Origin of the sequence: Nitrosopumilus sp. b2, assembly GCF_014078535.1 — an archaeon.
GTDB classification, from domain to species: domain Archaea; phylum Thermoproteota; class Nitrososphaeria; order Nitrososphaerales; family Nitrosopumilaceae; genus Nitrosopumilus; species Nitrosopumilus piranensis.
The window spans coordinates 206126-227215 of sequence record NZ_MU078705.1; the positions used below are offsets into that span (position 1 = coordinate 206126).

General features: G+C 33.2%; 29 protein-coding genes. 15 read left to right on the plus strand and 14 right to left on the minus strand.

All coding sequences use genetic code 11. The features are described from left to right. Positions 1-56: 56 nt before the first annotated feature. From C6989_RS09005 to C6989_RS09015, 3 genes are all read left to right on the plus strand, one after another. The gene (locus C6989_RS09005; protein WP_182126945.1) at positions 57-1922 is read left to right on the plus strand and encodes a threonine--tRNA ligase; all 1866 of its coding nucleotides are present in this window, start codon (positions 57-59) and stop codon (positions 1920-1922) included. Between the two features lie 3 nt (positions 1923-1925). Continuing rightward, entirely contained in the window at positions 1926-2801 is an 876-nt protein-coding gene (gene speB / locus C6989_RS09010; protein ID WP_148703302.1) for an agmatinase, read from the plus strand. Positions 2802-2879: 78 nt separating this feature from the next. After that, the gene (locus tag C6989_RS09015; RefSeq protein WP_148703303.1) at positions 2880-3452 is read left to right on the plus strand and encodes a CDP-alcohol phosphatidyltransferase family protein; all 573 of its coding nucleotides are present in this window, start codon (positions 2880-2882) and stop codon (positions 3450-3452) included. A 2-nt stretch (positions 3453-3454) separates the two neighbouring features. On the opposite strand, the gene C6989_RS09020 is transcribed toward C6989_RS09015, so the two are convergent. Next, on the minus strand, positions 3455-3742 hold the full coding sequence (locus C6989_RS09020; RefSeq protein ID WP_012215306.1) for a 30S ribosomal protein S26e: 288 nt from the start codon (positions 3740-3742) through the stop codon (positions 3455-3457). A 33-nt stretch (positions 3743-3775) separates the two neighbouring features. On the opposite strand from C6989_RS09020, the gene C6989_RS09025 reads away from it, so the two are divergent. The 3 genes from C6989_RS09025 to C6989_RS09035 all read left to right on the plus strand — a co-directional run bounded on the left by C6989_RS09025 (position 3776) and on the right by C6989_RS09035 (position 6059). Beyond that, complete coding sequence (locus C6989_RS09025) at positions 3776-3922, plus strand: hypothetical protein (RefSeq protein WP_160272882.1); 147 nt, start codon at positions 3776-3778, stop codon at positions 3920-3922. Between the two features lie 229 nt (positions 3923-4151). Continuing rightward, positions 4152-5021, plus strand: a complete 870-nt coding sequence (locus C6989_RS09030) for a PfkB family carbohydrate kinase (RefSeq protein WP_148703304.1) — start codon at positions 4152-4154, stop codon at positions 5019-5021. A 39-nt stretch (positions 5022-5060) separates the two neighbouring features. Then, entirely contained in the window at positions 5061-6059 is a 999-nt protein-coding gene (locus C6989_RS09035; RefSeq protein ID WP_148703305.1) for an NAD(+)/NADH kinase, read from the plus strand. Positions 6060-6063: 4 nt separating this feature from the next. Here the strand turns inward: C6989_RS09035 and pyrG are convergent, their stop codons facing one another. Further along, entirely contained in the window at positions 6064-7626 is a 1563-nt protein-coding gene (gene pyrG, locus C6989_RS09040; protein ID WP_342751997.1) for a glutamine hydrolyzing CTP synthase, read from the minus strand. 118 nt (positions 7627-7744) lie between these two features. On the opposite strand from pyrG, the gene C6989_RS09045 reads away from it, so the two are divergent. From C6989_RS09045 to C6989_RS10285, 4 genes are read left to right on the plus strand one after another with little or no spacing between them, the layout of a single operon-like run. Then, the gene (locus C6989_RS09045) at positions 7745-8587 is read left to right on the plus strand and encodes a cupredoxin domain-containing protein (RefSeq protein WP_148703307.1); all 843 of its coding nucleotides are present in this window, start codon (positions 7745-7747) and stop codon (positions 8585-8587) included. A 53-nt stretch (positions 8588-8640) separates the two neighbouring features. Further along, a complete protein-coding gene (locus tag C6989_RS09050; RefSeq protein ID WP_237087620.1) occupies positions 8641-8805 on the plus strand; it encodes a hypothetical protein in 165 nt (54 codons plus the stop codon). A 37-nt stretch (positions 8806-8842) separates the two neighbouring features. Continuing rightward, a complete protein-coding gene (locus C6989_RS09055) occupies positions 8843-9529 on the plus strand; it encodes a hypothetical protein (RefSeq protein WP_182126946.1) in 687 nt (228 codons plus the stop codon). Between the two features lie 34 nt (positions 9530-9563). Then, positions 9564-9686: a hypothetical protein gene (locus tag C6989_RS10285; RefSeq protein ID WP_255464688.1), complete on the plus strand. Its 123-nt coding sequence runs from the start codon at positions 9564-9566 to the stop codon at positions 9684-9686. Positions 9687-9877: 191 nt separating this feature from the next. On the opposite strand, the gene trpA is transcribed toward C6989_RS10285, so the two are convergent. From trpA to C6989_RS09085, 6 genes are read right to left on the minus strand one after another with little or no spacing between them, the layout of a single operon-like run. Then, positions 9878-10684: a tryptophan synthase subunit alpha gene (trpA, locus tag C6989_RS09060; RefSeq protein ID WP_182126947.1), complete on the minus strand. Its 807-nt coding sequence runs from the start codon at positions 10682-10684 to the stop codon at positions 9878-9880. Next, on the minus strand, positions 10671-11858 hold the full coding sequence (gene trpB / locus C6989_RS09065) for a tryptophan synthase subunit beta (protein ID WP_148703311.1): 1188 nt from the start codon (positions 11856-11858) through the stop codon (positions 10671-10673). Before trpB ends, trpA begins: the two co-directional genes overlap by 14 nt. Continuing rightward, the gene (locus C6989_RS09070; protein ID WP_148703312.1) at positions 11855-12631 is read right to left on the minus strand and encodes an indole-3-glycerol phosphate synthase TrpC; all 777 of its coding nucleotides are present in this window, start codon (positions 12629-12631) and stop codon (positions 11855-11857) included. The genes trpB and C6989_RS09070 overlap by 4 nt, the downstream gene beginning before the upstream one ends. Next, a complete protein-coding gene (trpD, locus tag C6989_RS09075) occupies positions 12624-13670 on the minus strand; it encodes an anthranilate phosphoribosyltransferase (RefSeq protein ID WP_182126948.1) in 1047 nt (348 codons plus the stop codon). Before trpD ends, C6989_RS09070 begins: the two co-directional genes overlap by 8 nt. Next, the gene (locus tag C6989_RS09080) at positions 13667-14263 is read right to left on the minus strand and encodes an anthranilate synthase component II (RefSeq protein WP_182126949.1); all 597 of its coding nucleotides are present in this window, start codon (positions 14261-14263) and stop codon (positions 13667-13669) included. The genes trpD and C6989_RS09080 overlap by 4 nt, the downstream gene beginning before the upstream one ends. Then, entirely contained in the window at positions 14260-15609 is a 1350-nt protein-coding gene (locus C6989_RS09085; RefSeq protein WP_182127050.1) for an anthranilate synthase component I family protein, read from the minus strand. Before C6989_RS09085 ends, C6989_RS09080 begins: the two co-directional genes overlap by 4 nt. Positions 15610-15760: 151 nt before the next feature. Between C6989_RS09085 and C6989_RS09090 the strand changes: the two genes are divergently transcribed. Next, entirely contained in the window at positions 15761-15949 is a 189-nt protein-coding gene (locus C6989_RS09090) for a hypothetical protein (protein WP_182126950.1), read from the plus strand. 37 nt (positions 15950-15986) lie between these two features. Here C6989_RS09090 and C6989_RS09095 read toward each other — a convergent pair whose 3' ends face one another. From C6989_RS09095 to C6989_RS09105, 3 genes are all read right to left on the minus strand, one after another. Then, on the minus strand, positions 15987-16319 hold the full coding sequence (locus C6989_RS09095; RefSeq protein ID WP_182126951.1) for a hypothetical protein: 333 nt from the start codon (positions 16317-16319) through the stop codon (positions 15987-15989). 64 nt (positions 16320-16383) lie between these two features. Continuing rightward, positions 16384-16593, minus strand: coding sequence for a hypothetical protein (locus tag C6989_RS09100; RefSeq protein WP_182126952.1), 210 nt, complete (start codon positions 16591-16593; stop codon positions 16384-16386). 218 nt (positions 16594-16811) lie between these two features. Further along, on the minus strand, positions 16812-17009 hold the full coding sequence (locus tag C6989_RS09105; RefSeq protein ID WP_182126953.1) for a hypothetical protein: 198 nt from the start codon (positions 17007-17009) through the stop codon (positions 16812-16814). Positions 17010-17062: 53 nt separating this feature from the next. Here C6989_RS09105 and C6989_RS09110 point away from each other — a divergent pair, with 53 nt between their 5' ends. Continuing rightward, positions 17063-17464, plus strand: coding sequence for a hypothetical protein (locus C6989_RS09110; protein ID WP_182126954.1), 402 nt, complete (start codon positions 17063-17065; stop codon positions 17462-17464). Positions 17465-17499: 35 nt separating this feature from the next. Further along, on the plus strand, positions 17500-18171 hold the full coding sequence (locus tag C6989_RS09115; RefSeq protein WP_182126955.1) for a PD-(D/E)XK nuclease family protein: 672 nt from the start codon (positions 17500-17502) through the stop codon (positions 18169-18171). 74 nt (positions 18172-18245) lie between these two features. Here the strand turns inward: C6989_RS09115 and C6989_RS09120 are convergent, their stop codons facing one another. After that, positions 18246-18440: a hypothetical protein gene (locus C6989_RS09120; protein ID WP_182126956.1), complete on the minus strand. Its 195-nt coding sequence runs from the start codon at positions 18438-18440 to the stop codon at positions 18246-18248. 306 nt (positions 18441-18746) lie between these two features. After that, the gene (locus C6989_RS09125; protein ID WP_148703325.1) at positions 18747-19046 is read right to left on the minus strand and encodes a hypothetical protein; all 300 of its coding nucleotides are present in this window, start codon (positions 19044-19046) and stop codon (positions 18747-18749) included. Between the two features lie 114 nt (positions 19047-19160). Here C6989_RS09125 and C6989_RS09130 point away from each other — a divergent pair, with 114 nt between their 5' ends. After that, positions 19161-20009 carry a CBS domain-containing protein gene (locus C6989_RS09130; RefSeq protein WP_182126957.1) on the plus strand — a complete coding sequence of 283 codons (849 nt, stop codon included), beginning with the start codon at positions 19161-19163 and terminating at the stop codon, positions 20007-20009. A gap of 56 nt (positions 20010-20065) precedes the next feature. Then, positions 20066-20473: a hypothetical protein gene (locus C6989_RS09135; RefSeq protein ID WP_182126958.1), complete on the plus strand. Its 408-nt coding sequence runs from the start codon at positions 20066-20068 to the stop codon at positions 20471-20473. A gap of 89 nt (positions 20474-20562) precedes the next feature. On the opposite strand, the gene C6989_RS09140 is transcribed toward C6989_RS09135, so the two are convergent. Then, complete coding sequence (locus C6989_RS09140; protein WP_182126959.1) at positions 20563-21087, minus strand: SHOCT domain-containing protein; 525 nt, start codon at positions 21085-21087, stop codon at positions 20563-20565. Positions 21088-21090 lie beyond the last annotated feature (3 nt).

Consider the following 21090-nt stretch of genomic DNA (forward strand, 5'->3'; position numbering starts at 1 on the left):
AAAATTGTAAACTTCTCAGCAAACACTTATTTCAATTGTCTTTTCTGTTTGAAATTATGCGAATATTGCAATTACATTGTGATAGTATAGAATACACTCCTACAAAAAAGGAGATCAAATCAGCTGAAGACATTGAAAATCCTCAAACTCAAAAATTAGATGAAATTGTAGTTGCATTTGTTGCAATTGAAGATGGTGATGACTCATCTGTTGCAAAAGATGCCATATCTCAGATAAAAAATTCTATGGAGAAAATTGGTTGCAAGAAATTATTATTGTATCCATATGCTCATCTTAGCTCAAATCTTGCAAAACCTTCTGTTGCAATATCTTTGTTAAAAGAAATGGAAGAAGGTGCATCTGAACTTGAGGTTTCTCATTCTCCATTTGGCTGGACAAAATCATACAAGATACAAGTAAAGGGACATCCTTTAGCTGAGAGTTCCAAAGTTGTTACAAAGGATTCTGCAGATTCTAAGGATGAAGAGATTACTTCTGATGCTCTAAAAGGCGAATCTACTATTCGGTCTTTTTGGAAAATAATGTCTCCTGATGGAACAATGGTAAACATTGGAGATTTTGATTTTTCAAATCATAAAAAATTAGAGGTCTTGGCAAAATACGAGTCTGCTAAACAACGCCAAGTTGACGAACCTCCTCCACATGTTGCATTGATGAAAAAACTAGCGATTGCAGATTATGAACCTGCTTCTGATTCGGGAAATATGCGGTTTTTTCCAAATGGACGTTTGATTAAATCCCTAATTGAGAGACATGTTACTGACAGAGTAAAAGAGTATGGAGGTTATGAGGTTGAAACTCCAATTATGTATGATTCAGAGCATCCAAGTATGGTTAGTTACTTTAATCGATTCCCTGCGCGACAATACAATATTGATTCAGAAGGTAAAAAACTCTTTTTGAGATTTGCAGCATGTTTTGGACAGTTTTTGATGGCTAACCAATTCCAAATGTCTTACAAAAATTTACCTTACAAACTCTATGAACTTACCAGATATAGCTTTAGACGCGAACAATCAGGCGAATTGGTCGGATTAAGGAGATTACGTGCATTTACAATGCCTGATTGTCATGCATTCTGCAAAGATATTCCTCAGGCAATAGATGAGATCAAAGTAAGATTTGATTTATCACAAAATGTTCTAAAGGAATTAGGAATTGATGAATCCGATTATGATATGGCAATAAGATTTACCGAAGACTTTTACAATGAAAATAAATCTGCCATTGAAGAATTAGTCAAAAAACATGGTAGGCCTGTTTTAGTTGAGATGTGGAAAGAGAAATTTTTCTATTTTGTTTTAAAATGGGAATTTAACTTTATAGATAATTTAGGCAAAGCTTCTGCTCTATCTACTGATCAAATAGATGTTGAAAATGGTAGCAGATATGGCATAGAATTTGTTGATGAGAACAACACTGCACAACATCCAATTATTTTACATAACTCTCCAAGCGGTGCAATTGAAAGAATAATTTATGCATTATTGGAAAAAGCTGCTGCTGATTCAAAAAAAGGTAAGAAGCCTCAATTTCCATTGTGGCTTGCACCTACTCAAGTGAGGATCATACCTCTTAAAGAAGAATTTTATGAGTTTTGTGAAAATTTATGTGAAAAAATATCTGCTCAAAATGTACGTGTTGATATTGATGATAGAAATGAAAGTATAGGAAAAAGAATTCGTGAAGCAGAAAAAGAATGGATTCAATATATTTTGGTAATAGGGGAAAAGGAGGCAGGTTCTGAAAATCTTAGTATTCGTGACCGACAAACAGGAAATGTCCGAGAGGTATCTTTTGGTGATTTTATGAATGAAATTAATGAACAAACTTCAGGAAAGCCCTTTACTGGGCTAAATCAGGCCATGCATCTTTCAAAGAGACCTCAACTAATGGTGTAGATTATGAGTTTTCTTGATTTATACATGAACAAAAATCCTATGATAACTGCTTCAGATGATGACTCTGAACCAGTAGCAACTGTATTTGGAATCCCATTTGATTCTACACATTCTTACAAACCTGGTTGCAGATTTGGACCTGATGCAATAAGGGATTCATTTAACAATATTGAAATTTTTCATCCTGAACTTTCTGTAGATTTAGAGACTGTAAACATTGAGGATTTGGGTAATGCACGTCATACAGTTGTAGCCTCTGAAATGATTGAGATGGTAAAGAAAATTACCTCTGAACTTGTTGCAAAAAAAAGACAGTTGTTTATTTTGGGTGGAGAACATTCTATTACTTATGGTACTTACACTAGTTTTCCTAAAGAAACTGGTTATGTTGTATTTGATGCACATTATGACTTGAGAGATGAGTTTGCAGACATTAAACTGAGCCATGCATCATATCTTAGACGAATTGTTGAAGAAAGAGGTGGTGAAAACATTTTGCATGTTGGGGCACGTGCATTTGTCAGAGAAGAATTAGAATTTCTAACTGAACATAAAATCAAGACTATCTCTGATAAAGAAATTCGTGATGGAAAAGGCCCTCAACTACTAAAGGAATTTGTCTCAACTTTTGATGATGTTTATTCTAGTTTTGATCTTGATGTACTTGATCCTGCATTTGCACCTGGTGTTGGTAATCCAGAAGCAGTTGGAATAACTACTCGAGAATTGTTTGATATGATTTACTCCTTCCAGAATACCAAAGTAACTGGTGTTGATATTGTTGAATTAAATCCCTATCATGATAATGGTGCTACAGCTTCTCTTGCAGCAAAGATAATGTCTACACTTATTGCAATTAATCTATCTCAGAATTCATAGATTTTAAAAAAATTGACTCTGATTTGCCTTGATTTTATTTCTGTTCACTTTATTAGATAGTACTGTTGGGATTATCACGTGTTAAATAATCTAAGAGATTCCCTCAAGCCTACACTTGAGAAAATTGGTAAAGGATTTGCTGCAACAGGATTGTCTCCAAACTTTTGGACTGCTGTAGGATTGGGTATTGCGTTACTTTCTGCAATAGTTTATGGACTTGGAATGGAATTTGGATTAATTATTGGTGGATTTTTGTTACTTGTATCTGGATTCTTTGATATGGTGGATGGCCAAGTAGCAAGAGTTACTGGAAAAACTTCACAAAAGGGCTCGTATCTTGATTCGATGTTTGATAAAATTGCAGAGACTGCAATATTTTTGGGAATCTTAATTGGAGGATATGCTGAACCATATTTGGTATTACTTGCAATTACTCTGTCTCTGTTGGTAAGCTATGCTAGAGCAAAGTCAGATGCAATAAATGTCAAACTCCAAGGTGTTGGAATTGGTGAGCGTGCAGAAAGATTACTTGTAATTGCAATAATTGGGATTATTGGATATATGGAGATTGCATTAATCATTGTAGTAATAATTGCTGCAATTACACTAATTCAAAGAATGGTTGTTACTGCAAAAAACATTAAAGAATAATACTATCGTAATTTTCCGCGTTTTCTTCTATTGTCTGCAGATCTAATTTTTAGAATTTTAAAGTGAATTGCACATGAAATACAATACCATTTTAGAACTGTAGGTGATGCAATGTATGCTCCTTGCGCACGTAGTTCTTTAGCTAATGTATGTTCGACCAAATTTAATCTGGATGTAACTTTCTTTGCCTTGTCTTTTGGAACTGTTTGTCCACAGTTTGTACATTGTACAACACCTGAAGATCCTTTTCCTCCTTTTGTACGGCCTCTACTTGCACGTTTAAGTGGCATGCACGTAAGCTGATTTGCCTCTTTATATTCTTGATGGAGATACGATCATTTTTTGAGTATGGCTTACAAGAATCACGATTATTTCTTGGATGTGATCCTGGTTTAGGGTTTGGAATTAGTAAAAATATTGTAGAATGGCATGATGGCCAATTCCATATGAAAACAGTTCTGCAACATTAGCCAACATCCTATCAAAAAATGGAATATTTTCCCTAAAATTTTGCAAAATATGGTTCATGTTTTAATGTGATAACTAGTAATTTTTATTGATAAATTATGCGGGGTTTGTGTCATGGTTGTTTTACATCTGGTGTTGAGCTTTTTCTGCTAAAAGGCAATATTTTGTGTAAAGAGTGTTTTGATAAAAATAATGCAAAAAACTAAATCTCTTATTATTTGACAAAGAGAAATGAAATTAGCTATATTTGCTCACTGTGCAATTGACACAATTACGATTGATGACTCAAATTATGAACAAATTGGTGGTTCTGCATGTTATTGTGGGCTTACTGCAAGAGAATTTAAATTTGATGTAGATTTGTTTACAAAATTTGGTAATGACTTTCCAAAACAATATCTTTCTGAACAAAAAATTAATTTTGTAAATCCTGATTCTGCAAACAAAACCACAAAATTTGCAATTTCAATTACTGGTGCTGATAGAACTTTAAAACTTGAAAATGAATGTGATCCGATTGAATATTCTAGTATTGATGCGGATGGTCATCTTGTTAGTCCTATTTTTCATGAAATCTCTGATGATACATTAAAAAAAATTAAAGATGATTCAAATTTCTTATTTGTTGATCCTCAAGGGTTTCTTAGAGAAAAGGATTCTCAAAACAATATTTTCTTACAGAAAAATAATATTGATTTAACAGGAGTTGATGCAATCAAAGTCAATCCTGAAGAGGCACAACAACTCGTTAACGGGACTCATGATGAGATGATGGTTGCACTACAGAAAAAAGGTGCAGAGTATATCATACTTACAAATAAAACACAAGTATCAATGTTGGTCAAAGACAAAGTATATTCTATTACTTTACCTAACAAAGAAATTCATGACACTACTGGAATAGGGGATATTTTTTGTTCTGCGTTTTGTTGTACTATGTTAAAAGAAAAGGACTTTTTGTGGGCATTATGCTTTGCTGGTGGAGCCGCACAGGCTGCACTTGATTCTAAAAATATTGGATTACAAAAAATCCCTCGTAAAGGAACAATTCAAAATAATGCTTCTTATTTTTACAATTTAGTAAAATTTCGTGACTTGTAGGCATTATTCTTTTATTAAAGTCAATCAAATCTTTAGTCTGTGCAAATAGGAATCTATGGCTCTGGTACTACTAGTAATTCTGCCAAAACTGTAAAGAAAATACTAGATGATGCTGGAATCAAATCATTTACAATATCAAAATCCAAGAACAAACAAGCTGACTGTGTTATTGTTTTAGGTGGTGACAAGGGTGTTAGAAATTACTTTCATAGAACATTTGATTCAACATTGCCTATTTTAGGAATCAGCGAGGGTGAAACAAGTGGATTTTTAGCACAAATTGATCTTAAGGAATTTTCATCTTATGTTAATGTCTTAAAAAAACAAAAGTATACTGTAGAAGAAGTTCCACGACTTGGAGTTAAAATTGATGGAAAAAATGTTTATCCAGTTCTCAATGATGTTGCAGTATTTTCCTCTAGAAGCGCAATGTTGATGGAACATACTTTGCGTGTTAATGGGGAAGAAGTTTGGCACGATAACAGTGATGGAATAATAGTATCAACTCCTATCGGTTCTTCAGCTTACTCCATGTCTGCTGGAGGGCCGGTTCTGTTTCAAGATTCTTCAGTGTTTGAAATTATTTCAGTAAATTCCCTTGATGTCACAAGACGACCTATCATAGTATCTAATGACAGTTCGATAGAAATTGATGATATTTCTGCAAGACTCCACTGTGAAGTCGTACTTGATGGTTTAGACAGATACAAAGTTAACAAAACTGTGGAGTGTACTCAATTCTTTCCTCCTGCGAAAATAATCCGTCTCAAAAAAGACTCTACTGCAATTTCGGCTCTTGCAAAAAAGGTTCACTTGGCAGAAGAACTACTTAGCATGCCTCCTAGCTCAAAATTATTATTGAAAACTTTAGAGTATGAGGGGGCATTGACTCAAAAAGACTTGGCCAACAAGACATTACTTCCAGATAGGACTGTAAGGTTAGCATTGAGTCATTTACTCAAAAAAGGATATGTCAAAAAGAAGGTATCAATTCGTGATGCAAGACAGAAAATCTATGAGATCTCTAAGATAGAGTAATTGATTATTCAGATGCTGCTTTGATAAAAGCTGCAAATGCTTCTTCTGGAAATCCTGGTCTGCTGTTAAACTCTGGGTGAAATTGCACTCCAAAGTAGAATTTGTGATTGGGAATCTCTAATATCTCCATTCTTTTACCATTGTCGCTATCTGCTGAAAATATCAATCCGTTTTTCTCAAATTCTGAAATGTAATCCTTGTTGATTTCATATCTATGTCTATGACGTTTACTAATTGTTGCTTTACCGTATATTTTCTGAGCATTTGTTTTTTCTTTGATTATTACATCATTAGCTCCTAATCTCAGTGATCCTCCCATGTCTGAAATCTCTTTTTGCTCTGGAAGTAAATCGACAATTGGATTTTTTGTGTCAGATTTAATTTCTGTAGAGTTTGCATCTTCTAATTTTAGAACACTTCTTCCAAATGCTATTGCAGCCAATTGAAATCCAAAACAAATTCCAAGATATGGTATATTTTTTTCACGTGCATAATTTGCAGTTTCTATAATTCCTTCAGAACCTCTAGTTCCAAACCCTCCTGGCACTAAAATTCCATCATAGTTTGATAATATAGAATAATCCGTAATTGATTCTGAGTCAATCCAATCTATATCCACTGATTTTCCTAGTTGTGCTCCTGCATGCTTTAGTGCATGATTTACGCTTACATAACTATCTGGTAGTGTAACGTATTTTCCCACCATTGCAATCTTTACTTTTTGGTCTTCATGATTTACCATATTTTGTGCAATTTTATTCCACTTGTCCCAATTAGCTGACGCATTGACCATTCCAACAATTCCAAATTTTGTAAATATTGCATCCATAATTCCTTGATCATAGAGCATTTGTGGTACTTCAAAGATTGATTTTGCATCATGACATGATAGAACATCTTTTGCAGTTACATTAGTAAACATTGCAATTTTCTTTTTTGTTTTTTCCTCTAATGGCAAAGTACATCTTACTGCCAAAAAGTCTGGTTGAATACCAATTCTTCTTAACTCCTGTGCACTATGTTGTGTTGGTTTTGTTTTTTGTTCTCCTACTACATCAAGTGATGGTGCTAATGTTACATGAACAAAGATTACTCCTTGAGGACCTTCCTCCACTCTCATTTGTCTTAATGCTTCTAGAAATGGCAATGATTCAATATCTCCTACTGTCCCGCCACACTCTACAATTAAGAAATCTAGTTTTTCATCTTCGGCAATTCTCTTAATTCTATTTTTGATTTCATCTGTTATGTGGGGAATGATCTGAACACATGCTCCTAAATATTCTCCTTTTCTTTCTGCCTCTATTACTGAGGAATAGACTTGGGCAGTCGTAATGTTGTGACTTTTTGGAATATTCTGGTTTAGGAATCTCTCATAGTTTCCAATATCCATATCACACTCCCCTCCATCATCTGTCACAAACACCTCTCCATGCGCTACTGGATTCATAGTCCCTGCATCATAATTCAGGTATGGATCTATCTTAATGCAAGAGACCTTTTGATCTGCTAGCTGTAATAATTTTGCAATTGAGGAAGTTGTTACGCCTTTTCCAAGGCCAGACATCACACCACCTGTGACAAAAATAAACTTCGTCTGCACATTAATGAAACGAATATCTGGTTTTTGTATGTTTTGTCGATCAATGGTGTGGTTGAAATACTGTTAATTACATTATACATTCATGAAATCTGCACTAACTGTTTTACCCTTGCTTGCAATATTGGTGATGGGATTTACGGGGATTGCTTTTGCTGAAAATTACGAAATAAAAATCCCTTCAGGCGCATCTGATGAGAATTTCCCTTACTTTTGGTCTCAACAAAACACAGGCATAACCACTGGTGAAATCACTGTTTTTCCAGGAGACTCTGTAACTTGGTCAAACGCTGATACTGCATTTCATACTGTAACTTCTGTCTCTGCCTCAAGTATTGAAGTTGGTGATTTTGAAGAAGACGGTTTGTTTGATAGTGGATTTTTCTCCCCTGGAAAGTCATTTACCCAAGAATTTAATGAACTTGGTGATTTTTACTATTATTGTACCATTCATCCTTGGATGAACGGTGTGGTTCATGTGATTAATAATCCTGGAAGTGTCAAATCAATTGATCGGGTTGCCTCCGGTTTTAGTGAAGATGGATTAGGTTTTGAAGTAAAATACTTTTTAGATGTCTATTTGGCAGATGCTGTACATGTTGATCCTGATGAAAAAGCCATCACATTTACAATTTCTGGCAACACAAATAATGAACAAATTGTGTTGACTCTGCCTAATGACCTTATTGAAAATCCCACATCTGTATGGGTTGATGGAAAAATGACTGAGTTTCAATCTGATTCAAGCTTAAGCGATGGAGATGTTATTCAATTAATCATTCCACTTGAATCTAATTCCCGAGAAATCAAAATTATGGGGTCTTATGTAATTCCTGAATTTGGAGGACTATCTTTCCTAATTCTTACAATTTCAATCATTACAATTGTAATCTTTTCAAAAAGAACCAGTTTGATTGCTCTAAAATAAACTGATTTTTACAATAACCTCCTCTTTTAGGCTCAATTCCTCTAAATTATCTGGTGAGAGAGATTCACCTTAAACTAAATGACCAAGACTATTTTGGATTTCTAAGTGTTGCAACTGAGGATAACTTGACAGTTGAAGAGAAATTAAAACAAATTATTAACTATCATCTGATCGTTTATCGAAACAAGCAGAAATTAAAAAATGAGCACTTGATGTAGTTCAAAAACTTAAGTTTGTACAAAATCCAAACATTTTATGACAAATAATGTTGATTCAAACTACAAGGCAATTATAGTAATTCTAAATGACATTGAAAAAAATGGATTATACCATTTTAATCGTCAATACCATGACGAAAAGTTTTTTCTAAATTTTATTGGTTTTGAAAAAGGATTTTCTCATTCATTTTCTGAGATTATTAAAAAATTAGATAATTTTGAAAAGCGTGATGATGTAATACTTTTTGCAATTTATTCGATGATGTCATATATTAATTCACATCTAAAAGTATTTGAAAAATTTCTAAAAATAATAATTGATCCTACCAAACTCAAAGGTGGGTTTGATGAAAACACTACATTAAATCAAATTCTTAAAAAAACTTGCAACAAGATGCAATACAACCCAAAATTAAAAAATGCAATTAGAGGTTTGTTTTTAGTTGATTTTGCAGATGCTGTTGCATACCAACAATATCTGATTCAAAATGATGGATATTTGATAATCTATCCAAATGATGAAACAAAGAAAAAACAGATTACACTAGATGAACTATATGATAATTCCTTGCAGGTACGAACCATATTTTGTGCAATGCTTGATTGGGCAGATACCACAGATAAGCCAAAAGAGCCTAAAGCAGAGGAAATTAGTGATATTGTAAAAAAATTGGTTAGCCAGGTTGATTCTTTGGATAAAAAACTAGGTCAAATCTCACACTAGTTTTTGATTAAGTTTTTGACTATATTCTATCAATATGCTTAAGTTACTTGAATGCTCATTTGGTGTTATGGGATTTATGAAAACTCTTGCAAAATTCTGTGTTATGAAAAAAGTAAGAGACAAGGCAAATGAGCCAGACGAATCTGATGAAAAATAACTTAATCTTCAAAATCATACAATTGTAAAAAAAAATCTTGATTTTTGAACATGTATTAGTTTTTGATAAGGTGAATTTTTTATTTTTCTTTTACTATTATACACTGAGAACATCTAGTAGGTGGTCATAACTGAAATTGAGTTTCCCCTCTATGCCAGTTTGTAAACTTGGCCACCTAACTTAGACGGTTCTTATTTTTTCTGCAATGTCTGTTTTTTGAGAGATTTAGTAAACGATTCTATTTTTGATTCTAATTTACTTTGAGGAGTTTTCTCAATTAATTTCAAAAAAGCACTTCCTACAATTACTCCATCTGCTCCTGCCTTGATGTATTTTTTTACGTCATCTGGGGTTGACACTCCAAATCCTACTCCAATTGGAATCTTTCCATCGGTTTGTTTCTTTACATTCTTGATTGCCTTTATGGTATAATTTTTAATTCCTGTTTTAACTCCGGTGATTCCATAAATTGCAACAAGATACAAGAAGCCTGATGATGCTTTTGCGATTTTTTGAATTCTAGTTTTACTGGTGTTAGGAGATATTAGAAAAATAGTGTCCGCAATATTTTTTGCAGCTTGGAGATATTCTTTTGATTCTTCAACTGACATGTCTGGAAGAATGAATCCATCAATTCCTGCATTTTTTGCATCTTTGATGAATTTTTGATATCCCTTATGATATAGAATATTGGTATATGTCATCAGTACTAGTGGAATATCTGTCTCTTTTCTGATTTTTTTTACTAGCGCAAAAAATTTGTCTATTTTTATGCCTTTTTTAAGTGAAATTGTGCTCGCATTTTGAATAACAGGACCATCTGCCAGAGGATCTGAGAAAGGAAATCCTAGTTCTATAATGTCTACCCCTCCTTTTACTAAACCTCTTACAACTGATATGGTTGATTTCTCATTTGGAAATCCTGCCATAATGTATGAAATCAGAGCTTTTTGATTTTTTTCTTGCAACTCTGCAAATTTTTCACTAATCTTTGACATTTTTACTCAAATAGTTTTGTACTTCTTCTACGTCTTTGTCACCTCTTCCAGAAAGTGTCACTACAATTGATTCAGACTTTTTACTCTTTTTTGCAACTTTGATTGCTTCGGCAATTGCATGAGCTGATTCTAAAGCTGGAATGATTCCCTCTGTTCTAGTTAGCATCAAAAATGCTTCAATTACTTCTGTGTCTGTAGCTGAGTGGTATTTTACACGTTTATTGTCTTTGAAATAAGAATGCTCAGGCCCTACTCCTGGATAGTCAAGACCAGCTGAAATACTGTGTGTCTCTGTAATTTGTCCTTCTTTATCTTGAAGTAAATATGTCATCATTCCATGAAGAACACCTTTGCTTCCAGCTGATAGTGTGGCAGAATGTTTTTTTGATTTTAAACCGTGACCTGCAGCTTCTACTCCAATGATTTCTGCATTAGAGTCTACTAGCGGATAAAATGTACCAATGGCATTTGATCCTCCGCCAACACATGCAATTACACTATCTGGTGTTTTGTTTAGTTTTTTCATCTGTGATTTTATCTCATTACCAATCACACTTTGAAAGTCTCTGACCATTACAGGATATGGATGAGGCCCTACTGCTGACCCAAGTAAATAATATGTAGTCTCAACATTTGTGATCCAATCCCTAATTGCTTCATTAATTGCATCTTTGAGTGTTTTTGAGCCTGATTTGACTGGATGAACCTTTGAACCAAGTAAATTCATTCTAAATACATTTAGCTTTTGCCTAATGGTGTCTTTGTATCCCATGTACACTTCGGCTTTCATTCCCAGTGCTGCACATGCCATGGCAGTTGCAACCCCGTGTTGTCCTGCACCTGTTTCTGCAATGATTCTCTTCTTCTTCATTTTTTTTGCAAGAAGTGCTTGCCCAAGTGTGTTGTTTATTTTATGAGCTCCGCCATGCAGCAGGTCTTCTCTTTTTAGATAGATTTTTGCCCCTCCTAATTTTTCTGATAAGTTTTTTGCATAGTATAGTGGTGTTGGACGCCCTGCATAGACTTTGAGATAATAGTCTAATTCTTTTTTGAAATTTTTATCATTTTTGAATTTCAGATAGTTTTCTTCTAATTCTTCTATTGCTGGAACTAGTGTTTCTGGAATGTACTTTCCACCAAATTCGCCAAATTTACCATTTTTTGGATATTTCAATATGCATTCACCAAATTTCTTACCTGCTCTTCAATGTTGTCACTTTTCATTATACTTGAACCTATTAGAAATGCATCTGCGCCGCACTTTTTTAGATATTGAATGTCTTCAGGTGTTTCAATACCACTTTCAGAAAGTATCAGTCTTGTCTTTTCTGTTCCTGACAAAATTGTTTCAGTCGTTTTAAGATTGATTTCTAACGTGTCAAGATTTCTGTTATTGATTCCAATCAAATCAGCTTCAGTCTTTAGTGCATTTTCAAACTCCTCTTTTGTATGTACTTCTAGGAGAATCTGCAATCCTTGCTTGTGTCCATATGCAATAAAATCATCAATATCTTTTAGGTAATTTTTATCAAACAATGATTGAATTACTAACATAAAATCTGCACCAATTCTTTTTGCTGCATCTATCTGTACTTTGTCTATCATGATATCTTTCATCAGCATTGGGACGTCTACTGCATGCCTTACCTTCATAAAATATTCTGGTGAGCCATGAAACAGATGTGGCTGTGTTAGGACTGATAGTGCTTTTGAGCCTCCTGCTATCATCTGGGATGCAACACTTGCTGGGTCAGTTAGTGTACGTATTTTGCCCAACGATGGGGATGCAAATTTTATTTCTGTGAGTAGTGGTGCATGACCACTTGTCTTAATAATTTGAATGAAATCTTTGGTTGATTTTTCTAAGTTAGCTTCAATTTCGTACACACCATCATCAATTGCCATTTGTGAATTATTGACTAGTTTTCGAAGAATGTTTTCAGCCATCTGTTATCTCCTTTAACCTTGAAATGTCTCCTGTGTCTTGAATAAATTTCTCTAATAATGACATAGCTTTGCCATCTTTAATTGTGTTTGATGCTAACTCTACTGCCTCTTCAAAATTATTTGAGATGTTTGCAACAATTAATCCACCAGCTGCATTAAGAACTGTCGTTTCAATCATTGCTTGGTTTGCAGTATTGTCTAAAACATGAACAAATGATTTTACTGCATCTTCTTTTGTCTTAATTTGAATGTCTTTTAATGATGATTTGTGTAATCCTACAACTTCAGGATCAATTGCATTCATCAAAACTTTGTCATCTCTTAAAACACATACTCTGTTTATTGAACTTGTGGAAAACTCATCCATTCCATCATCTGAGCGAACCGTCATAACGTTTTGAGCACCTTTTCTCTTTAGTATCAGTGGCAATCTGTCCAAATATTCTGCTGAAAACACACCAACTAGTTGGTTTTTTACCCCTGCAGGATTTGAGAGTGGTCCAAGTAAATTAAATGCTGTTCTTTTTCCCAATTGTTTTCTTGCTGCAGAAACATGTTTCATTGCAGGGTGAAATTTCTGTGCAAACATAAAGCAGATATTGTGTTTTTCTAAAATTTCTGCAATCTGTATTGGCTCTAAGTTTAGGTCGTAACCAAAGTATTCAAAAATATCTGCACTTCCTGAAATCCCTGAACTTGAGCGATTTCCATGTTTGGCAACAATTCCTCCAGCTGCTGCCACAACAAATGACGCTGTAGTTGATATGTTAAATGTCTGAAGTTTGTCTCCACCTGTCCCACACATGTCAATAATGGTTCCAGTGTTTTTAGGCTCAATTTTGAGTGAAAACTCTTGCATTTTATCAAGCATTCCTAGCAACTCATCATCTGTCTCACCCTTATCTGCCAGATTTGAGAGAAAATCTGCATTCTCCATATCAGTTGTCTTGCCAGAAAGAATGTCTGTCATAACTTGATTCATTTCCTCGTATGTTAGATCTGTTTTTTCTTGTATTTTTGAAATTAGTCTTGAAATCATTTCTTTTTCTCCTTTACTTGATTAATGAAATTCAAAAGAATCTTCTTTCCATCTTCTGTCATTATTGATTCTGGATGAAATTGTACTCCTTGAATCAGATAGTTTTTGTGTTCTATTGCCATAACTTCGCCGTCATCTGATGCAGTTGCAGTAACTTTTAGAATATCTGGAATAACTGTCTTGTCTCCAACTAAACTATGATATCTTGTTGCTTTAAATGGATTTTTTACATCTCTGAATAATTTTGAATCTATATGTTTGACGGGACTTGTTTTTCCATGTCTTATACATCCTGCATTAGTTACCTTTCCTCCAAATGCATCAATTATTCCTTGGTGTCCAAGACACACTCCGAGTATGGGTGTACTTGAACCCATTTCTTTGATCACATCACTGCACACTCCAAAATATTTTTTGTCTTCAGGTGTTCCTGGACCTGGTGAAATAATTATTGCATCATATCTTTTTTCTTGAATCTCATTTAGAGTAATCTTATCATTTCTAATTACATCACAGTCTACTCCTAATTCTCCTAGATATTGTGCAATATTGTATACAAATGAATCATAATTATCTATGATTAAAAATTTCATGATGATGCCTCCTTTAGTGCTTGCAGCATCGCTCCAGCTTTGTGTTCTGTTTCTTTGAACTCATTTTCTGGAATCGAATCTGAAACAATTCCTGCCCCTGACTGGACAAATCCTTTTCCGTCTTCGATGAATATGCTTCTAATGGCAATTGCGAAATCACAGCATCCATTATATGAGAAATATCCTACTGCCCCTGCATAAGGTCCTCTAGCTTCAGTCTCAAGCTCGTCTATGATCTCCATAGCCCTGACTTTGGGCGCACCTGATACTGTTCCTGCTGGAAACACTGCCTGAAAAGCATCAAACATGTCATTTTCAGGTGCTAAATTGCCTACCACATGGCTAACAATATGCTGAACATGACTGAACCGTTTTATCTCCATTAATGACTCTGGATGAACTGTTCCGTATTTGCATACTCTTCCAATATCATTTCTTCCCAAATCCACAAGCATGGTGTGTTCTGCCAACTCTTTTTCATCATGAATTAATTCATCAGCTAACTGTTTATTCTTCTCTTCATCAGATGTAATTTTTCTAGTTCCTGCAATTGGAAATGTTTCTACTTTGTCCTCTGTAATTCTAACTAACATTTCAGGTGAAGCTCCGATTATTGTTTTTTTATCTTGCTTTAGATGGTACATGTATGGTGATGGATTTAGTTTTCTTAATGTTTTGTAAAGTGTAAGATTATCTCCGTCTGTATCAAATGCGAATTTACGTGATAATACTACTTGAAAAATATCTCCATCATGAATGTATTTTTTTGCTTTGTTTACAATTTCAGAAAATTTTGATTCGCCCATGTTTGGTTTAACATCACTTGAATGAAATTCACCAAACTTATCATCACTCATTACTAATTTATCAAATCGATTTTCATCGTGATAAAAATAAAATAGTTTTTTGTGTACATTATCATATAATAACCCATCATCATATACTCCAAACTCCATTAACGGTTGTGGTGAATTGTGACTATCTGGAATGTCTTCGACCATTCTAATTGCATCATAATTTACAACTCCTACTGCTCCTCCAAGATATCTATAGCTCTGATCCTCTGATTTTCCAAGAAGTTTTTTCAACTCTTCAAATGGATTTCTAGTTTGAATTGTGCTGGTTTTATCATTTTGTATGACTTCAACTTTATCTGAATAGCCTTTTAGAATTATTTTAGGATCAAAACCCATTACCGAAGTTTCAGCCAAAACCTCTGGACCCGTTAGTGATTCAAAGAGAAATGAATGAGAATAATTTCTTGAAATTTTATTGTAAATTTGAAATTGGTTTTCAGATAAATCTAGGGGTACTACTTTTGCCTGAGTCTTTCCAAAGGTATCCACCCATAGACAAAATTCTAGTGGTTTATTATTTAAATTGTAAAGTAGGCTTTGATGAAACAATTTTTGTCTAAATTGACTCATCTCCCAGGCTCAACCAAATTACCGTATAGTACGGTACCTTTATAGGCTAGTTGATCGTAGTATAGTTACCATGCAGGGGGTAAATCGAGCAATTATGCACGACATGCAAATTCTCAAAAAACAAAATGTTCAGACTTCGGTAAGTAAAGTTGAGTGCTATGTTTGTGGTAAGGGATTAGAAGATGGTCATTCTATTATTGCAAAAACATTGCCAAACGGAACTGTTCTGTTTTGTGATGTTCATTATTCATTACAGTAAACTCCTAAATTTCTTCTTTTTATTTTAAAATTATTTCTTATACTCCGTATTTCCTTTGATGATTAGTTTGCCATGTATTGGCGATTTCTTTTTCCTCTTTTGTAATATCATCAATAATTAAAGGGGACTCTGGCAAAACACCATATCTTATCAAAACTGTTCGGTATTTCCTATAATATACTTCAATCTCTTTTAGTAATAGTTCTACCAACTCTTGAAATTTTTTTGATTCTTTGTGCATCTCTTGATCACGTAGCCTGTTTGCTTTTTTCTGAGTAATTTTCATTTGTTTGAATCTTCTGTTATACTCTGCAAGTATTCTCAACTCTGAGGTATTTTCTAATGATTTTGAATCTCTCTTAAACTTCATAACCTTTTGATTCCATTTGCTAATTTACTACAGCAATCAAATATGTGATAAATTTTAACATCCATTATCTTGACTCTATCTTTTTGATCTCTTTTTTAATTTTTTCAATATTTTCTGTCCAAATTTTTATCATTTTTTTATGGTTTTCAACTCCTTTTGAATCACCTGTATTTTCAAACTCTTTCATTTCTTGAATGTACTTTTTCAATGTCCCTTCAGCCGAGTCTAGTTTCTTTTTTTGAAAGTCTACCACTTTTTTTGAAAGAAAATTCAACAAGAATAGTTCTTACTCATTCAATAAAAAATTAGATATTTCAAAACAATCAAAGTTTGAGCCTATAATTTCCGTTTTTGACCCCATTTGTATTCGATTTGAAGATGATCCTCTAATTTTCTAGGAGTTCCTAAAATCACGTTGCAAATAAGACATCTGTATCCCAAGAAGATAACCTATGGTAATTTTTGTTTAAAACCCACGGTTATTATGAAAATCTATTCATTGTCAATTTTTTTGTTATATTCATCTACTTTTTTGTTATATTCTTCAATCTCCTTGTTTTCTGAATCTCCATCTTCAAACAACTCTGGATTATCTTGTTGTGCTTTTTTCATTAATTTTGCAAATGTCTCTGGATCATCTTTTTGTAACTCCAGTAATATTTTTCCAATTGACTCATCTAGGTCGCTCATAATTTGAATGATAAATCGTGATACTTAACAATACTAAAACCCTTTGTAAAAATATGCCCTTAGACAAAATGACCAACACTGAAGATTTTGTACCAACCCACAAATCGGTCATTTTACATGTTAAAGGAAAACCGGTTGCATGCCTAATTGATACTCAAAATAATTATGATGTGATCAAAAATGATCCTTCCCTTAGATCTAGTCTTGTGGGATTTTTAAACAAAGATGACGAATTAGGTCTTTTTATGGGATTTCAATTAAAAATTAAAACTGCTGAGCAATTCCTTCAATTCACAGTATATCCTAATGAGGAATTTATTGAAACGCTAATCCTTGATGAACAAATTTTCATAATTAATAAAAAAATGGATCTTTTATTTGCTCTGAAAATTAATACAGATCAATTCGTAAAGACAAAATCTGAATTTGACAAATTTCAAAAAATGATTAAATGACTTAGCATTAAATTACTAGTATTCTAAATTTATTCATGCCCAATTTTGCTCAGATGCTAAAAATGCGAGAGCCTACATTGCTTGATAGAGAAGATGGACACTGGTATCAAACAAAATTTGATAAAATCTATCCTTCGATAAGTACAATTTTATCTTCAACTGCATCTGACGAAAAGAAAAATGGCTTGTCTGCCTGGAGGGAAAATGAACCTGCTCATGAATACATCACCGCACAGTCTCAACACATTGGAACTCAATCTCATAAAATTATTGAAGATTATTTGAGCAGAAATTTGAATTTAGAAGAATTTGATTTACTTCCAATTGCTCATTTTAATAATTTGAAGCCCTTCTTAGAAAATATTTCAGATGTAATATGTATTGAACAACGAATGTATTCTGACAAGCTAAAGGTTGCAGGAACAAGTGATCTAATAGCAAGATACAATGGAAAATTATCTATTATTGATTATAAGACAAAAAGAAAACCCCAAGTTGATGAATACATGTATGAATATTACCTACAAACTACCTGTTATGCCAAAATGTTTCAAGAAGTTACGGGAGAAAAAATTAACCAAATAGTAATTCTTGTAAGCAGTGAAAAAAACACTCGTCAGGAATTCATTAAAACATGTGATGATTATGTTGAGCCCATGAATGAAAGAATAGAAAAATACTATCTAAACAATGAGATGATCTCATGAAATCATGGGTTCCCCCAGCAATTTTGATTGTGATTTTATCTGGAGTTTTAATCTACATGTCAAGTGGAAGTTAATTACTCTCTTGCGCATCCGCACTTTACATAGACTACTTTGAATTCCCCTTCACTCTTTATGTTGTGTGACATTGGTCTTCTACAATGTTGGCATTCTGTATATCCGTGATATTCTTCAACAGGAACAACTTTGTATTGCCATGATTTTGTTTTTTCATCCCAATAGACTGAATTTATCTTAGTTGGGTTTTCCATGATATGTTTTTTAGATAACAATATTTGAGAATTTCTAGGCTCAATCTATCTGGAATCGTAGATAACCATAATTTTGTCAAATGTTGTGATGATAGTTATTTTTGATAATTTACTCATCAATCTCTTTAATTAATTCCTCAACAAATTTGATCTTTTGTTCCAATTCTGCAAACTCTACTTAAGAATGTTCTAGGAGTCTGTGATTTGGAACATCATCCATTTAGGTTATAATATGAATTTAATACATAAAAGCAGTTTTAGAATTTCCAAAAATTAGAATGATTATGGAATTTCAGAAATAGTTTTTTATTTTCTAGGTCTTTTACGAGGATTTTTCTCATAATATTTTTCCACATTCTCATTCCACTCTTTGTTTTCTGGTAAGCGTGAACGTGGATGTGGGCGTTTTCCTTTTTTAGATAAAAGATCACTGTTCTCTTCATAAAATCGGTCTATTTCAGAAATTAATACATCTAGAAACTTTGATGCATCTATTGCCTCTTGACTTTTTGGTTCTCTATGAGTCATAATTGATTTTACAAGAGTATCCACTTTGGCAGTCTTGATTTTGTATTCATAACGGACTCTATTTTCAAATGTAATCATTAGGCTTTTTTGTGTAATCTTCTAGTGTATATTCATTTCATTTTCAACCCATAATTGATTTTCATTGTTGGTAATTAGACTGCATTTTTTATTACTCATTGACTTTTTGAAATTATGAAATATGCTAAGGATTACATGCATTCTCCTAGAACCATCAAGTATGAGTCAAATCTTGATGATGTACTTAAAAAAATCATTGATGAGAAAAAAAGTAGATTACTTGTTACTCAAAATGACAAAATTACCGGTTTAGTGTCTGAAAAAGATCTTGGATTGTTTCTTCTTACTGATAATTCTGAAAGAAAACTCAATGACATCTCATTATCTGAAATTTATAAAAAAATAATTAGCGTTGATGAAAAAACGGAATTGACAGAATGTGCTGAACTTATGCTTAGACAGGGCATTGGTTCTTTGGTTGTGACTACAAATAATGAGGTGTCTGGAATCATAACAAAAACAGATCTAGTGAGATTCTTTACAAAAATACATGCTAATCAAAAGACTGTGGGTGAATACATGTCTCCGTATTATGCGTGGCAATATTCAGACACTCCTCTTTACAAAGTTGTACTCAAAATGATTGATGACAAAATTTCTCGTGTAATTATTCGTGATCATAATGAAACTCCTGTTGGAATTGTAACTTTTCGTGATTTGTTTAATCTGGCACTAAAATTAGGACAGCAAGATGATGTTCTTGATAACAGTGATCCTCTCATCTCAGTAATTTTTCCAAGAAAAGGATTTGTTTCTGATTCTGGATTTGGGGGCAGTACAAAAATTGATGAAATAATGAGTAAGGATATTGTATCTGTGAGTTATGATGATGATTTGGCAAAAACTGGACAAATTCTCTTGGATAAAAACATCAACGGTGCAGGTGTTTTGTCTGGTCACAATAATATTATCGGCATAATTAGCAAGACTGACATTGTCAAGGCATTGGCATTTTTAAAATAATTTTATGTCAAATTTTATATCTACTAGTTTAAATCAACTAAACTGGAAATAAAATTATGAGTGATAAACCCAAACATAGTGATTTTGAATTATTTGAAAAAATTAGTAAAAAATATTTTTTAGAACTTGAACAAAACGTTCCCCATATTCAACAAACACTATTTGATTTGCAAAATGAATATTATAAAGTATGGAAGAATTTTGTAAATTCTAATCTTTCTCTTCAAAAAGAATTCCTAACCACATCTGGGCTTGATTCTAAATTACCTGATGCTACCAAAGATATTATTGAAAACATCGCTGATGAGACAATCCAATTTCGTTCAATATTGCATAAAATTACTATCAGCAATATTGAGTATGGAAAAAACTATGCAAAAAAACTCAATGATAATGCAGATGCATTTGTTGATCTTAATAGAAAAATAACCCAGTATTGGGCATCTGCATTTATTCCACGCTAAGATATTTGATGTGAAAAAATCTATTGCTAGATATTACTGATTATTGTCTCAGTCTTGTGATGGTGTTATGGCATATGGGATATCTTATTCTAAATCTTTGATAATATCTTCTTTTTAGTTTCTTGAAATTCTTTTGCAGTGATTAATCCTTGTTTCCTTAATTTCCCAAGTTTTTCTAATTCATCAAGATGATTTTGAGTTGAGGTTTTTATTTTCTTTGAAATCCTTTTTCTAACTGTGCCTGATTTTGCTGTTTTCTTAATCTGTGTCTCCAAATTTGCTTTTTTCCTTGAAATTATTTTACCTATCTCAAACCCTTTCTTTTTTGCGTGATTTATGATCTCTTCTGATTTTTGTTTGGTTACATCATCTACAAGCTTTCGTTTTTTTGCCATTTTCCCCAATTCTCGAGTTTTTTTGCGGGCTAGTCTGGCTTGATATTTTAAATCTTTGATAATCTCATCTTTTGTTTTTCTCTTGAATCGCTGTGTATATTCTTCAATCACTAATATTGGAAATGGACTGTATTCTACATCCAGATAGTATTTGATTATTGTATCATCTGGTAATTTTTTGAGGTACTCTTTGATTGATTTTTCAGATTTAAACATCATAAT

Bases quoted from the DNA above. Each gene is read 5' to 3' on its own strand.
- C6989_RS09095 (WP_182126951.1), bottom strand. From the start codon at position 16,319: ATGAAGTTTAAGAGAGATTCAAAATCATTAGAAAATACCTCAGAGTTG.
- C6989_RS09080 (WP_182126949.1), bottom strand. From the start codon at position 14,263: ATGAAATTTTTAATCATAGATAATTATGATTCATTTGTATACAATATT.
- C6989_RS09030 (WP_148703304.1), top strand. From the start codon at position 4,152: ATGAAATTAGCTATATTTGCTCACTGTGCAATTGACACAATTACGATT.
- C6989_RS09120 (WP_182126956.1), bottom strand. From the start codon at position 18,440: ATGGAAAACCCAACTAAGATAAATTCAGTCTATTGGGATGAAAAAACA.
- trpA (WP_182126947.1), bottom strand. From the start codon at position 10,684: ATGTCAAAGATTAGTGAAAAATTTGCAGAGTTGCAAGAAAAAAATCAA.
- C6989_RS09105 (WP_182126953.1), bottom strand. From the start codon at position 17,009: ATGAGCGACCTAGATGAGTCAATTGGAAAAATATTACTGGAGTTACAA.
- C6989_RS09135 (WP_182126958.1), top strand. From the start codon at position 20,066: ATGAGTGATAAACCCAAACATAGTGATTTTGAATTATTTGAAAAAATT.
- C6989_RS09115 (WP_182126955.1), top strand. From the start codon at position 17,500: ATGCCCAATTTTGCTCAGATGCTAAAAATGCGAGAGCCTACATTGCTT.
- pyrG (WP_342751997.1), bottom strand. From the start codon at position 7,626: ATGTCTGGCCTTGGAAAAGGCGTAACAACTTCCTCAATTGCAAAATTA.
- C6989_RS09090 (WP_182126950.1), top strand. From the start codon at position 15,761: ATGCAGGGGGTAAATCGAGCAATTATGCACGACATGCAAATTCTCAAA.
- C6989_RS09130 (WP_182126957.1), top strand. From the start codon at position 19,161: ATGAAATATGCTAAGGATTACATGCATTCTCCTAGAACCATCAAGTAT.
- C6989_RS10285 (WP_255464688.1), top strand. From the start codon at position 9,564: ATGCTTAAGTTACTTGAATGCTCATTTGGTGTTATGGGATTTATGAAA.
- C6989_RS09110 (WP_182126954.1), top strand. From the start codon at position 17,063: ATGCCCTTAGACAAAATGACCAACACTGAAGATTTTGTACCAACCCAC.
- C6989_RS09140 (WP_182126959.1), bottom strand. From the start codon at position 21,087: ATGATGTTTAAATCTGAAAAATCAATCAAAGAGTACCTCAAAAAATTA.
- speB (WP_148703302.1), top strand. From the start codon at position 1,926: ATGAGTTTTCTTGATTTATACATGAACAAAAATCCTATGATAACTGCT.
- C6989_RS09070 (WP_148703312.1), bottom strand. From the start codon at position 12,631: ATGGCTGAAAACATTCTTCGAAAACTAGTCAATAATTCACAAATGGCA.
- C6989_RS09045 (WP_148703307.1), top strand. From the start codon at position 7,745: ATGAAATCTGCACTAACTGTTTTACCCTTGCTTGCAATATTGGTGATG.
- C6989_RS09055 (WP_182126946.1), top strand. From the start codon at position 8,843: ATGACAAATAATGTTGATTCAAACTACAAGGCAATTATAGTAATTCTA.
- C6989_RS09025 (WP_160272882.1), top strand. From the start codon at position 3,776: ATGGAGATACGATCATTTTTTGAGTATGGCTTACAAGAATCACGATTA.
- trpD (WP_182126948.1), bottom strand. From the start codon at position 13,670: ATGATTTCAAGACTAATTTCAAAAATACAAGAAAAAACAGATCTAACA.
- C6989_RS09020 (WP_012215306.1), bottom strand. From the start codon at position 3,742: ATGCCACTTAAACGTGCAAGTAGAGGCCGTACAAAAGGAGGAAAAGGA.
- C6989_RS09005 (WP_182126945.1), top strand. From the start codon at position 57: ATGCGAATATTGCAATTACATTGTGATAGTATAGAATACACTCCTACA.
- C6989_RS09125 (WP_148703325.1), bottom strand. From the start codon at position 19,046: ATGATTACATTTGAAAATAGAGTCCGTTATGAATACAAAATCAAGACT.